The sequence below is a fragment of the Pseudomonas sp. PGPPP1 genome (assembly GCF_002255865.1).
In the GTDB taxonomy this organism is placed as follows: Bacteria; Pseudomonadota; Gammaproteobacteria; order Pseudomonadales; family Pseudomonadaceae; genus Aquipseudomonas; species Aquipseudomonas cremoris.
The window spans coordinates 67,473-80,365 of sequence record NZ_NKIG01000006.1 but is presented as its reverse complement, the minus strand read 5'-3'; the positions used below and the strand labels follow the sequence as shown (position 1 = coordinate 80,365).

8 protein-coding genes are annotated in these 12,893 nt (G+C 62.9%); 1 reads left to right on the top strand and 7 read right to left on the bottom strand.

Annotated features, from left to right (window positions below):
* Nucleotides 1-91: 91 nt before the first annotated feature.
* From CFE47_RS09965 to CFE47_RS09940, 6 genes are all read right to left on the bottom strand, one after another.
* Nucleotides 92-1,423, bottom strand: a complete 1,332-nt coding sequence (locus CFE47_RS09965) for a c-type cytochrome (RefSeq protein ID WP_286836604.1) — start codon at nt 1,421-1,423, stop codon at nt 92-94.
* Nucleotides 1,424-1,439: 16 nt separating this feature from the next.
* On the bottom strand, nt 1,440-3,665 hold the full coding sequence (locus CFE47_RS09960; protein ID WP_286836603.1) for a xanthine dehydrogenase family protein molybdopterin-binding subunit: 2,226 nt from the start codon (nt 3,663-3,665) through the stop codon (nt 1,440-1,442).
* Nucleotides 3,665-4,120, bottom strand: a complete 456-nt coding sequence (locus CFE47_RS09955) for a (2Fe-2S)-binding protein (RefSeq protein WP_286836602.1) — start codon at nt 4,118-4,120, stop codon at nt 3,665-3,667. Before CFE47_RS09955 ends, CFE47_RS09960 begins: the two co-directional genes overlap by 1 nt.
* Nucleotides 4,121-4,281: 161 nt before the next feature.
* On the bottom strand, nt 4,282-6,636 hold the full coding sequence (locus tag CFE47_RS09950) for a TonB-dependent receptor (RefSeq protein ID WP_286836601.1): 2,355 nt from the start codon (nt 6,634-6,636) through the stop codon (nt 4,282-4,284).
* Nucleotides 6,637-7,231: 595 nt separating this feature from the next.
* Nucleotides 7,232-8,182, bottom strand: coding sequence for a FecR domain-containing protein (locus CFE47_RS09945; protein ID WP_286836599.1), 951 nt, complete (start codon nt 8,180-8,182; stop codon nt 7,232-7,234).
* Nucleotides 8,183-8,689 carry a sigma-70 family RNA polymerase sigma factor gene (locus CFE47_RS09940; protein WP_286836597.1) on the bottom strand — a complete coding sequence of 169 codons (507 nt, stop codon included), beginning with the start codon at nt 8,687-8,689 and terminating at the stop codon, nt 8,183-8,185.
* Between the two features lie 167 nt (nt 8,690-8,856).
* Between CFE47_RS09940 and CFE47_RS09935 the strand changes: the two genes are divergently transcribed.
* Nucleotides 8,857-10,998, top strand: coding sequence for a TonB-dependent receptor (locus CFE47_RS09935; protein ID WP_286836595.1), 2,142 nt, complete (start codon nt 8,857-8,859; stop codon nt 10,996-10,998).
* 140 nt (nt 10,999-11,138) lie between these two features.
* Here CFE47_RS09935 and CFE47_RS09930 read toward each other — a convergent pair whose 3' ends face one another.
* Nucleotides 11,139-12,839, bottom strand: a complete 1,701-nt coding sequence (locus CFE47_RS09930) for an AMP-binding protein (protein WP_286836594.1) — start codon at nt 12,837-12,839, stop codon at nt 11,139-11,141.
* Nucleotides 12,840-12,893: the final 54 nt, after the last annotated feature.

Below are 12,893 nucleotides of genomic sequence, written 5' to 3'. Positions count from 1 at the left end.
ACACCACGCCGGTTAGAAATGTAAACGATGTCCCCGGTCTGTACCGGGGCAAGCCCGCTCACTACAGGTCGTCTAAAGTCCCATCCAGGTGTCAACGCATATGCAAAATAATCGGGCTGCTGCTCGCCGGGTCTGTATGCCCGCGCAGCTTGCCCACCGCTTGCGCGTCCACCGCGCCCCCGTTATTGCCCCAGGTGTTGCGCACATAGCTCAGCACCTCGGCAATCTCCTGGTCAGACAACTGCTCACGAAACGCGGGCATGCGGTAGGCGTCCGGTACTCCGGCAGTCACCACCCGCTGCGAACCATTTAAGGTGATGTTGATGGCCGAGGCGCTTTCCTTCGCAAGTGCCGAGGTGGCACCGGCCAACGGTGGCATCCACTCGGGCTGGCCCTTGCCGTCCAAGCCATGGCACGACGCGCAACGGGTGGCGTAGGTGTGAGCGCCCGGGCCGGTGTCGGCAGCGGCGGTCTGATAGTGCCAAGGCGTGCCGTCGCGCTGTGGATCACCCGGCAAAGACTTGAGGTAGCGGGCGATGGCGGCCAGATCGTCGTCGGCCATGAACTGCGTGGAGTTGTTGAACGCCTCGGTCATCGAGCCGAACACCACCGCATGTTGGTTACGCCCGGTCTTGAGGAACTGCACGATCTGCGGCTCGGTCCAGCGGCCCAGGCCGGTGTTGGGGTCTTGGCGCAGGCTCGGTGCGTACCAGCCGTCCAGCAGGGCGCCGGCGAGGTAGGGCTTGCCGGATTCGTCCAGCGCTTTTTCGTTGAAGGCCAGGCCACGTGGCGTGTGGCAGCTGCCGCAATGGCCGGGGCCCTGGACGATGTAGGCGCCACGGTTCCACAACGGGTCCTGGTCGGACTTGGCGGCGTAAGGCTCACTGGGGGCGAACACGCCATTCCACATTGCAATGGGCCAGCGCAGGTTGAGCGGCCAAGGGATGCTGCTGGGGATGTTCGGTTCGCTGGCCGGTTGCACGCCTTTCATGAAGAACGCGTACAGCGCGCGGATATCATCGTCGCTGAGCTTCACATAGGACGGGTAGGGCATGGCCGGGTAAAGCCTGCGGCCACCCGGTGCTACGCCGTGGCGCACTGCGCGGTCAAAGTCGGCCAAGCTGTAGGCGCCGATGCCGTGTTCGCGATCCGGAGTGATATTGGTGGCATGAATCGCCCCCAGCGGCGTGGCCATTTCCAGGCCGCCGGCAAACGGCGTCTTGCCCGGCAAGCTGTGGCAGGCCACGCAGTCGCTGAGCCGGGCGACGTACTCGCCGCGACTGACCAACGCGGCGTCCACGCTTTGTGCTTGTTCAAAAGGGGAGGCGGGCTGGCGGGTGACGTACCAGGCCAGCACACCTGCGGCGACCAGGCAGGGCAGCGCCAGCCAGCCTGCGGTTCTTACGAATCGACGGTTGTTCATGGGCGGTCTCTGTCGGTTAGCTGAAAGTGTGTCGGCTCAACGGCAAGCTGCGGATGCGCTGGCCGGTCAACTGCGCCACCGCATTGGCCACGGCCGGCGCCACGGCGGGCAACGGTGGCTCGCCAATGCCGCCCATCTTTTCGCCACTCTCGACAATCCGCACATGCACCTGCGCCATGCGCGAAGGCGGCAAAATCGGATACAGGTCGTAGTTGCGCGCCCGTGGTTTGCCGTCTACGTACACCGCTTCCTCCAGCAACGCCTGGGACAAGCCCAAGGCCACCGCGCCATTGACCTGCGCCTCGACAATCGCCGGGTTGACGATGCTGCCGGGGTCGATGGCTTCCCAGATCTGGTGCACCTTGACCTGGCCACTGTCAATCGACACTTCGGCGATCACCGCCGCGTGGGAGCCGAACGGCGAGGCCATGGCCACGCCGCGTGCACGCCGAGTGCCGTCTTCAGCCGTGTACGGGCCGCGTTTCCAACCACCGGACAGCTCGCCTACCGCTTGCAACAGGGTGGTCAGCCGAGGGTTGTCGCGCAGCAAATGCAGGCGCAACTCGTAAGGGTCGTGACCGCCTTTGTCCGCCAGTTCATCCAGGAACGCCTCGTAGAAGAAGTCATTCAGGGAGTTGCCCACCGAACGCCAGTAACCGAGCATGGCCGGGCCTTTGACGTAGATCTGCGCGATACGTTTGTTGGGGATCGCATAAGACTTGCCGGACAAACCTTCAAGAGCAGTGGGGTCGAGTTTTTCACCCTGTTTGCCGGCGATGGCTTCGGTCGGGCCTTCGGTTGCACTGACCGCTTCGATGGCCACCGGCAAGCCTTTGGCGTCCAGCGCGGCGCGGAACTTGACCACCGCCACCGGGCGCAGCACATCGCGCAGGAATTCTTCCTCGCGGCTCCAGATCAGCTTGACCGGACGGCCCACCGCCTTGGCCAGTGCAATGGCCTGCGGGTACGGGCTGGCCGAGTCATACAGGAAATGCCGGCCGAAAAAGCCGCCGAGCAACGGCGAGTGCAGGTTGATTTGCGCGATGTTCAGGCCGGTACGCTTGGCGATATCGGCACGGAACATGTCGGGGGCCTGGTTGGGCAGCCACACGTCCAGCGTGCCGTCTGGGTTGAACCGCGCCAGTGCTGACGGCGGCTCCAGTTGGGCGTGGTGCAGGTATTGGTTGTGGTAGGTGGCTTCGACTGTGGTCTTTGCGCCCGCCAACGCGGCGGCTACTTCGCCTTCGTTTTCGTCGTCACGTGCCGGGCCTTGCTGGGCCGCCAGAAAGTCGCGGAAGCCATCGCTGGAGAAATCCGCCGGCATCACCCGTACAGTCGCATCGGCACTGGGCTCCTGCCAGTCGACTTGAATCGCCTCGACTGCCCGCTTGGCGTGCCACCAGCGTTCGGCCACCACCGCCACGGCACCGGGCAGTTGGTGGACGGAATGTACGCCTTTCATGGCTTCGACCTGCGCCTGGTTACGCAGGCTGCCCACGGTCATGCCCAGGCGCGGCGCGTGCTGCACGGCGGCGTGTAGCATGCCGTCGACCTTCTGGTCGATGCTGTACAGCGCCTTGCCGGTGGATTTGTCGTAGGCGTCCAGGCGCTTCACCGGTTTGCCGATCCAGCGGAACTGGCTTGGGTCGCGCAGCTTTACACTGGCCGGGTCGGGCACGGGCATATCCAGCGCGCGGCCTGCCAACTCACCGTAACCCAGCGACCGGCCCGATGCGGCGTGCACCACGCGGCCTGGCTGGGTGGTCAGTTCGGCCATCGGCACGCCCAGTTGCTCGGCACCGGCCTGCAGCAACATGGTGCGCGCCAGGGCGCCCAGGCGCCGCATGACCGGGTAACTCATGCGCACCGACATACTGCCGCCGGTGATGCGCATGCCGTTTTCCATCACCACATAGGCGTCGCCGGGCGGGGCGGCTTCTACCACGAAGGTGGCCGGGTCGGCATCCAGCTCTTCGCCGACAATCTGTGCCATGGCGGTGTGAGTACCTTGGCCGCCTTCCATAAAGGGGCTGAGCAGGCGCACTGTGCCGTCCGGGCGAATCTCCAGGAAGGCCGGCACCTGGGTGCCGCGTTCGGCAACCGGGCTAGTGGCTGCCTGGACCCTGGACGAACCCAGTGGCAGGCCGAAACCGATCACCAGCGCACCCACGGCTGTACTGGCCAGAAAACGTCGGCGCGACAGGTTCACTGGCGTATCGAATAACTCGGTGTGCGCACTCATCAGGCACGCTCCGGCTTGGCCAGGTCCTGCACAGCAGTGCGGATAGCGTTGTAAGTACCGCAGCGGCACAGGTTGATCATCGCCGCTTCGATCTGCGCATCATTTGGGGCAGGAGTGTGCTTGAGCAACGCGGTGGCCGCCATGACCTGCCCGGACTGGCAGTAACCGCACTGCGCCACCTGATGTTCGACCCAGGCCGCCACCACGCGTTTGCCCACTGCGTCCTCTTCAACCGCTTCGATGGTGGTGATTTCACGCCCCACCACCCCAGCCACCGGCGTGACGCAACTGCGCACCACGTTACCGTCCACCAACACTGAACACGCGCCGCACTGGGCCAGGCCGCAGCCGTACTTGGTGCCGGTCAGCCCCAGGTCATCGCGGATGACCCATAACAATGGCGTATCGGCGTCTGCATCAACCTGATAGGTCTTTTGATTAATCCGTAATTCCATGGCTCACCTGCTGATCGACGGTAGGTGCGGCCTTTTTTATGAAGACGTGATGGCCGCTTATGGTTGAACTCTAGTCCACGGCGCAAGGCGACAGTTATCCGCTAGTCGATAAGTCGGAGGATCAGGCAAGTATTCAACAGGATTAGGCGAGACAGCCGGTATTAGAAGTCGACTGTGGCCGACAGCAGCAGGGTGCGTGGCGAGCCTTGTGAAAACGCCCCGTAGGACGCCACACCGGACCAGTATTCGCGGTCAAACACGTTCTGCACCGTGGCGCGGAACGTCGTCGGTCGCTCGACGATGCGCGTGGTGTAGCGTGCGCCTATGTCGAAGCGCGTCCAAGGGGCCAGTTGTTGGGTGTTGGCCTGGTCGATGTACTGGCTGGCGGTGTAGATCGCGCCGCTGGTCAGCGTCAGGCCTTCGACCCAGGGCGTGTCCCATTCGGCCCACAGGTTGGCCTGCGCCTTGGGCACGCCGACGGGGGTATTGCCCTGGTTGGCGGCGACGCCGGTGCGGGTCAACGTTGCATCCAGCAGGGTGACACCGCCGAGCAGGCGGGTGCCCGGGGCGATTTCGCCGAACACATTCAATTCCAGGCCTCGGTTGCGCTGTTCGCCCTGTACGGCAAACCGCCCGCCGGCCAGTTCGCCGCTGGGCTTCTGGATCTGGAACAGCGCCAGGGTGGACATGAAGGTGGCGTAGTCGAACTTGACGCCGACTTCGTGCTGCTTGGAGACATAGGGGGCAAACACCTCGCCGGCGTTGGACGCGTTGGACGGCGCGACATCGCCCTTGCTCAGGCCTTCGAGGTAGTTGTAGTAGAACGCCATATGCTCCCAAGGCTTGAGCACCACGGCGAACAGCGGTGTGGTCTTGCCGTCGTCGTAGGTGCTGGTCACGGTGCCTGCCGCGTTGTAGTTGTTGGACTCGATGGTCTGTTTACGCAGGCCCAGGGTGACCTGCACACGTTGGTCCAGCACCGACAGGGTGTCGGCGATGGCCACGCCGGTCAGTTCGCTGGCGGACACCTTGGGGGCGTCCGGTTTGGGGATCGACGGTTTGGGGCTTTCGCTGGGGTGGTAGATATTCGACAGCACCGGTGCACCGGAAATAATCCCCCGCGACAGCTCATCGCGATAACGCGTGACCTGCACGGTACTGCTGTGGCTGATCGGCCCGGTATCAAAGCGCAGGCGCGCGCCGGCGTCGACGGTGTAGCGCTGCACTTCGAAGCGGTAATAACCTGGGATCGACGAGGTGTCACCGGCGCTGTTGACGATGCTCGGCGTCTGATCGGACAGGCGCGCCACCGCCGACCGGCCGCCGCCGGCGTGGCCGAACACGGTCAGGTGGTCGGTGAGGTCATATTCGCCGCTGAGCAAGGCGGATTTGTCCCGCGTTTTCGACCAGCCCCAGTCCTGGCTAACGTTGGTGCGACCATTGGCGGCGTCGGGGATCTTTACGCCGGCGGCGATCAGGAATGGCCGCGAGGCGCCGTCGAAGGTTTCCTCCTGGGCGATCAGGTCCAGGCTGGTGCGCAGGCGCTCGCCCTGATAGTCCAGGGACAGCGCGCCGATATCGACGGCCCGGTCCTGGTGCTCGATCACCGTATCGCCTTGCTGTACACCGCCGTTGAAACGCACACCGAAGCGGCGCTCCTCGCCAAAGCGCCGACTGATATCGATGCGGTTTCCCAAATGCGCATCCTGGGCGTAGCTGGCGGTGTAGCGAGTGAGGTCTTCTTCCAGGGAGCGCTTGGGCACCACGTTGATCACGCCACCGACCGCGCTGTTGGGCGACATGCCGTAGAGCAGGGCGCCCGGCCCCTTGACCACTTCGACGCGTTCGGCGTACTCGGTGAACACCCGGTAATTGGAGGCCACGCCGTATACCCCGTCGAACGCCAACTCGCCGAGGTTACCTTCGCCCACCGGGAAGCCGCGGATGAAAAACGAGTCGACAATACCCCCGGTCTGCCCGGTGGAGCGCACTGAAGAGTCGCGCTCCAGCAAATCGCCGACGGTGGTGGCCTGTTGGTCCTTGATCAACGCGGCGGTGTAGGTGCTGACGCTGAATGGTGCGTCCATTACATCGGTATTGCCCAGCATGCCCAAGCGCCCACCCACTGCCACCTGGCCGCCGGAATATACCGGCGGCAGGCTATCGGCCCGTTGCTCGACGCCACTGACCTCGATGTTGTCCAGAGTGACCCGGCGCTGCACCAGGGTGTAGGTGCCGTCGCTGCGCATCACCATCGCCAGACCACTGCCGGCCAGCAGCAGGTTGACCGCTTCCTGGGTCGAATACATCCCGGACAGCCCGGGGCTGGTCAGGCCTTCGGTCAGGGCCGGTACAAACGACAATGCAATACCTGCGTCCACCGCAAAGCGCGACAGCGTAGCGCCGAGCGGGCCCGGAGCGATCTGATAAGCGTGCAGCGCAACCGCATCTAGCTGCGCAGCCATCGTGGCACCGCTCAATACCAGACTGAACAACACGCTGCGAATCACAAGCATGAAAGGGGGGCCTTTGGACGAGAGGTAAAGGAGTTCCAAGGTTTGCCAGTTGAGATTGGAAAAAGTATCAGCCAACTGCCATTTTATTTTCGCGCCCACTTAGTCAGACGCAGCTTTGCTTTGCTTTGGATCTTGATCTTGATCTTAGGCGCCCCGTTAAACCACGCTGGCCGAACGCAGGCTTGAATCCGTGGGTAACCCGGCAGGACGCCGGGTTAGCCGCCCCGCGCCATGGATGGCGCGTGGCGGCGGCCCACGGATTCAAGCCGGAGAGAGGGCACACCGAGCCTAGGCGAGGTGCCGAGTGGTGGGGCGAAGCGTTTTGCTTACTTTTGCGCTTTTCAAAAGTGAGCCGCTGTAAGAGCGGAACCCATATCAGCCTTCACCCAAATAACGGATATGTACTCCGAACCAAACCCTCTAGCGCCAAACGCATAGCTATCGCAGCGATGCGGCGACCCGACAAGCCAGCTCCCACATTTTGAGCGGTGTGCATCCGAAAAAACTCGGTCGCCTGATAAGCCGCTTTCGCGAGCAAGCCCGCTCCCACATTTGAACCGGTTTACATCTGAAAAAGCGCAATCGCCTGCCCACCTCAGGCAGGCGACAACGTCACCCAATACCCATTCAAATGCCCACTCACCCGCACCGGATACGTCTGCACCAACATACCCAACGCCCGCTGGCTATCACCGACCGGAAACGCCCCCGAAATCTTCAAATCGGCAATCGCCGGATCACAGCGCACAACCCCCCGACGATAGCGCAACAGCTCAGCCACAAAATCCGCCAAGCGCATCTTGTCTGCCATCAACATACCCCGGGTCCAGGCATCCACATTGCCGTCAGCCGTACCCAGCGCCCCAAACGTCTGCGCAGAAAAATCCGTACGCTGCCCGGCATTAACGATCAGTGGCGCCGTTTGGCTATTCTCGGCCAGCATCACCTTGACGGCACCTTCCAACACCGCCAGATGAGTCCGCGCGTTCAGTTCGCGCACGGTAAAACGTGTGCCCAGGGCCTGCATGCGCCCCTGGCGGGTGCTGACCAAAAACGGGCGGGTGGCCTCATGCGCGGTCTGCACCAGTATTTCGCCTTCGCGCAGGTGCACCAGGCGCTGCTGGCTGTCGAACCGCACGTCGATAGCCGTATCGGTATTGAGCGTTATGCGCGAACCATCGGCCAACACAAGCTCGCGGCGTTCGCCCACGCGAGTGCTGTAGTCCGCCGTCCATTGCTGGTTTTGCGCCAGCTTCCAACTGCCCCAGCCCACCGGCATCACCGCCAACAGCAGCGCCAGTTTGCCCAAGGCTGCGCGACGCTCTGGGCTCGCAGGACGGTCCAGCGCCGACATCGCCAGCGACGGCGGCAGGCCGCCCAACTTGCTTTGCAGCAACTGCGCGCGGGCCCAGGCGCGGTCGCGTTCAGGGCTGCTGAGTTTCCAGTGTTCCCATTCGGCGCGCTCGCTGTCATTGAGGTCGCCTTCGCTGAGGCGCATCAGCCATTCGGCGGCTTCCTCGAGTGCTTTGGGAGACAGGGCGGGCATCTATTCCACCAGCATCAGGCACTGCACAAATGCCTGTTTCATGTAGCGTTTGACGGTGATCAGCGACACCTCCAATTGATCGGCGATGTCCTGGTATTTAAGGCCGTTGAGCTGCGAGAGCAGGAACGCGCGCTTCACCAGCGGCTGCAGCGAATCGAGCATCGCGTCGATTTCATGCAGGGTTTCCAGCACCACGAAGTGCGCTTCCGGCGACGGCACCTCATGAATCGGTACGCAAGCCAGGGCTTCCAGATACGCGCGTTCCAGGGCCTTGCGCTGGTACCAGTTGACCAGGATGCCCTTGGCCACACAGGTCAGGTAGGCCCGTGGCTGGTCGATCACCGTGACCTGGGAAGCGAGGATGCGGGTGAAGGTGTCCTGGGCCAGGTCCGCGGCATCCATGGCGTTGCCGAGTTTGCGTTTGAGCGTGGCGTACAGCCAGCCGTGATGCCCGCTGTACAGGGCTTCGATCGCGCTCAGGTGCGGATTGTTATGGGTTTCGCTCATGGCGCAGGTCTGTGCAATTGAGAAGTATTCCCAATGCTAAGTGACAACCCATCGACAGCGCAACGTCGCAGCCAAGGAAAAAACTTACCGCAGGCTGATACTTTTTCGCGCGCCGGCTGGCATCAGGAGTAATTCCACCTTCTCCCGATGAAAGGACCCCCGACGCCATGCTTGTTGCCAGCCGGTTAACCCTCGCCATTCGAACTGCCTTGTTATTGGCCGCCGCCAGCACCACTGCCTGGGCCGCCGATGAGCCTTTGACGCTCGGTGAAACCAACGTCAACGCCGTGTACAACGGCCCCACCGATTTGCCCGACGTGCTCGCCGGCGGCCAAGTGGCCCGTGGCGCACGCCTGGGCATGCTGGGCAACAAGGACGTGATGGACACGCCGTTCAGTGTCACCAGCTACACCGCCAAGACCCTTGCCGACCTGCAGACCGTCACCGTGGCCGACGCGCTGGAGCGTGACCCGTCGGTGCGCTCTACCGGGCAAACCGGTGGCATCGTCGACTCGTTTTTCATCCGTGGTTTTGCGATTGGCGAAGGCAACCTCGGCGAGCTCGCTTATGACGGCGTGTACGGCGTGGCGCCCAACTACCGGGCGTTCACCGAGTACGCTGAGCGCGTCGAAGTGCTCAAGGGGCCGGGCGCACTGATGTACGGCATCTCGCCTAACAGCGGCGTAGGGGGTGTGATCAACATCGTGCCCAAGCGCCCACTGGATCAGGACCTGACCCGTTTCACCGGCAGCTATGCGTCGGACAGCCAAGTCGGCGGCCACCTCGATATCAGCCGTCGCTTCGGTGATGAAAACCAGTTTGGCGTGCGCTTCAATGGCAGCCTGCAGGGCGGCGACACCGCCGCGGATGACCAGCACCGCGACGTGGGCATCGGCGCCATTGCCCTGGATTATCGTGGCGAGCGGCTGCGCCTGAACCTCGATTACATCAGCCAGAAAGAAAGCTATGACGGCGCTTCACGGCCGTTCACTATTGCGCCGAACGTGCAGGTGCCGTCCGCTCCCAATGGCCGTACCAGCCTGCCGCAGAAGTGGGGTTGGTCGGACACCAAGGAGCAATCACTGTTGCTCGGTGGTGAATACGACCTGAACGACAACCTCACCGCGTTCGCGCATGCCGGTGGTGGCCGCTCGGATGTGAAGCGCATGTCCGACCAGGTGCCGCGCATCCTCAATGACGCTGGCGATACCAGCAATATTCCCGGCTACTACAAGTTCAACGTCGACCGTTCCACTGCCGATGTGGGCCTGCGCGGTTTGTTTGCCACCGGCCCGGTGACCCATATGACCACGCTGATGGCGACCCGGTACGAGGATGAGTTATCCCGGGGCATCAACAATGGCACGACGATTCTGTCGAATATCTACCACCCGGTGGACACGCCCAAACAGTCCATCAACGCGCCGAAGGTACTGCGCATTTCCGAGACGGAGCTGTCGGGCGTAGCGCTCACCGACACCCTGGGCTTTCTGGATGATCGCCTGCAACTGACCCTGGGCATGCGCCACCAATCGATTGAGTCGCGTAACTACAACAGCACCGGCGGGGTCAGCTCGCGGTATGACGCCAGTGCCAATACACCGTTGCTGGGCGTGGTCATCAAGCCTTGGGATGACGTGTCGCTGTACTACAACTATGTCGAGGGCTTGAGTAAAGGCGATGCGGCGCCGGGGACGGCGAGCAATGCCGGTGAGACGTTCGCGCCTTATGAATCCAAGCAACACGAACTCGGCGTGAAGTATGAACACGGCACCTTCATGACCAGTGTGGCGTTGTTCCAGATCACCAAGCCCAGTGGCGAAGTGGGCGCCGATGGTGTGTATTCGGTGCAGGCTGAACAGCGTAACCGTGGCGTTGAGTTGAGCGTGTTCGGCGAAGTGGCGCCGGGCACCCGCTTGATGGGCGGCGTGACCTTCCTCGATGGCGAGCTGACCCAATCCGCCACTGCCGCCAACCGTGGCAACAAGCCGGTGGGCGTGCCGGATATCCAGGCTAACCTGTGGGCCGAGTGGGATACGCCGTGGCTGGAAGGTTTCACCCTGACCGGCGGTGCGATCTACACCGACAGCCAGTATGTGAACCAGGCTAATACCCAGGAACTCGATTCATGGACGCGCATCGACGCTGGCGCGCGTTATGCAACGAAGATCGAAGGGCGGCCAACCACATTCCGCGCCACGGTGCAGAACGTGTTTGACCGGGAATACTGGTCGGGCGTGGCGTCATATGGCGCGTTTTCGCCGGGGTATCCGCGCACGTTGCAGCTGTCGGCCACTGTTGATTTCTAAGCAGGGAATGACTGACACAACCCAATCCAAATGTGGGAGCGGGCTTGCTCGCGAATGCGGTCGTTCAGTTAGAACATCTCTGACTGACACACCGCCTTCGCGAGCAAGCCCGCTCCCACATTTTGAACCGCGCAAGGAAGTTAAACCGTGGGGGTGGTCACCGCGAAGTCCTCTTCGAAGTATTCCTGCTCCCCCCGCGTTTCACTCTGGCGCCGCACCACCTCCATCTGCCGCAGCTCCACGCGACGGATTTTGCCGGAGATGGTCTTGGGCAACTCGCTCACAAACTCAATGCGCCGTACACGCTTGTACGGCGCCAGGTTTTCACGGGCAAACGCCAGAATGTGGCGCGCCAGTTCATGGCTGCCGGGAGCGTCGTGGGCCAGGATCAGGAAGGCTTTCGGCACGGCCAGGCGTAACGGATCGGGGCTGGGTACCACGGCCACTTCCATCACCGCCGGGTGCTCGATCAGCGCACTTTCCAGTTCGAACGGGCTGATGCGGTAGTCGGAGGCCTTGAACACATCGTCGGCACGCCCGACAAAGGTGATATAGCCGTCGGCGTCGATCTGCGCGGTATCGCCGGTGCGGTAGTAGCCGTCGCGCATTACTTCGGCAGTTTTTTCCGGGCTGTCTTCATAGCACAGCATCAGGCCGAGTGGCCGTACAGCCAAGGGCAGGGCGACTTCGCCTTCGGTGCTGGGGATGCCATCCGGATCAAGCAACGCCACCTGATAACCCGGCAACGGACGGCCCATGGACCCCGGCTTGAGCAACTGCCCCGGCGTATTGCCCACCAGCGCGGTGGTTTCCGATTGGCCGAAACCATCGCGCAGTGGCAAGCCCCAGGCGTGCTGGATTTGCTCGATGATCTCCGGGTTCAGTGGCTCGCCGGCGCCCACCAGTTCACGCAGGCTCAGGCGCGGTTTATAGCTGGCCAGGTCTTCCTGGATCAACATGCGCCACACCGTGGGCGGCGCGCACAGGCTGGTCACGCCGTAGCGTTCCAACGCGTTGAGCAAGGCCGGTGCGCTGAACCGCGCGACGTTATGGATAAAGATGCACGCCCCGGCATTCCACGGCGCGAACAGGCAACTCCAGGCGTGTTTGGCCCAGCCAGGGGATGAGATATTCAGGTGCAGGTCGCCCGGTTGCAGGCCGATCCAGTACATCGTCGACAAGTGGCCCACCGGGTAGCTCTGGTGACTGTGCAGCACCATCTTCGGTTTGGAGGTGGTGCCGGAGGTGAAATACAGCAGCATCGGGTCAGTGGCTTGGGTCTGTCCTTCGGCTTCAAAGTGTTCGGGGTGTTCAAACGCGGCGTTGTGGGCGACCCAGCCGGCGGGTGCTTCGCCGACACAGACGCGACTGCAACCGTCCGCCAGGCCGGCAAACTTGCCGACATGCGCCTCGCCGACCACCAGATGACGCACTTGGCCGCGTTCGATACGGTCGCGCAAATCATCCGGGTTCAGCAGGGCGGTGGCCGGAATGACCACCGCACCCAACTTGAACGCGGCGAGCATGGTGTCCCACAACGCCACGTCGTTGCCCAGCATCAACAGCACCCGATCACCACGCCGCACGCCCAGCGAGCGCAAGTGATTGGCCACCTGATTTGAGCGCGTGGCCAGTTGCTGGAAGCTGTAGCGTTGTTCGCTGCCGTCTTCTTCGACGATCCACAGCGCATTGGCCGAGTTGCCCTCGGCCATGACGTCGAAGTAGTCCAGCGCCCAGTTGAACGCGCCCAGTTGCGGCCAGCGGAAATCCCGTACGGCGGTGGCGTAGTCGGTGCGGTGGGCGAGCAGAAAATCCCGGGCGGCCAGGAAGGGGTGCGTCATGGTCGGTGTCCTTGATTATTGTTGTAGGGACTGACCCCCGGCTCAGCCGGGTGG

Coding starts and splice junctions, on each gene's coding strand:
- CFE47_RS09965 (WP_286836604.1), bottom strand. CDS start 1,423: ATGAACAACCGTCGATTCGTAAGAACCGCAGGCTGGCTGGCGCTGCCC.
- CFE47_RS09960 (WP_286836603.1), bottom strand. CDS start 3,665: ATGAGTGCGCACACCGAGTTATTCGATACGCCAGTGAACCTGTCGCGC.
- CFE47_RS09955 (WP_286836602.1), bottom strand. CDS start 4,120: ATGGAATTACGGATTAATCAAAAGACCTATCAGGTTGATGCAGACGCC.
- CFE47_RS09950 (WP_286836601.1), bottom strand. CDS start 6,636: ATGCTTGTGATTCGCAGCGTGTTGTTCAGTCTGGTATTGAGCGGTGCC.
- CFE47_RS09945 (WP_286836599.1), bottom strand. CDS start 8,182: ATGCCCGCCCTGTCTCCCAAAGCACTCGAGGAAGCCGCCGAATGGCTG.
- CFE47_RS09940 (WP_286836597.1), bottom strand. CDS start 8,689: ATGAGCGAAACCCATAACAATCCGCACCTGAGCGCGATCGAAGCCCTG.
- CFE47_RS09935 (WP_286836595.1), top strand. CDS start 8,857: ATGCTTGTTGCCAGCCGGTTAACCCTCGCCATTCGAACTGCCTTGTTA.
- CFE47_RS09930 (WP_286836594.1), bottom strand. CDS start 12,839: ATGACGCACCCCTTCCTGGCCGCCCGGGATTTTCTGCTCGCCCACCGC.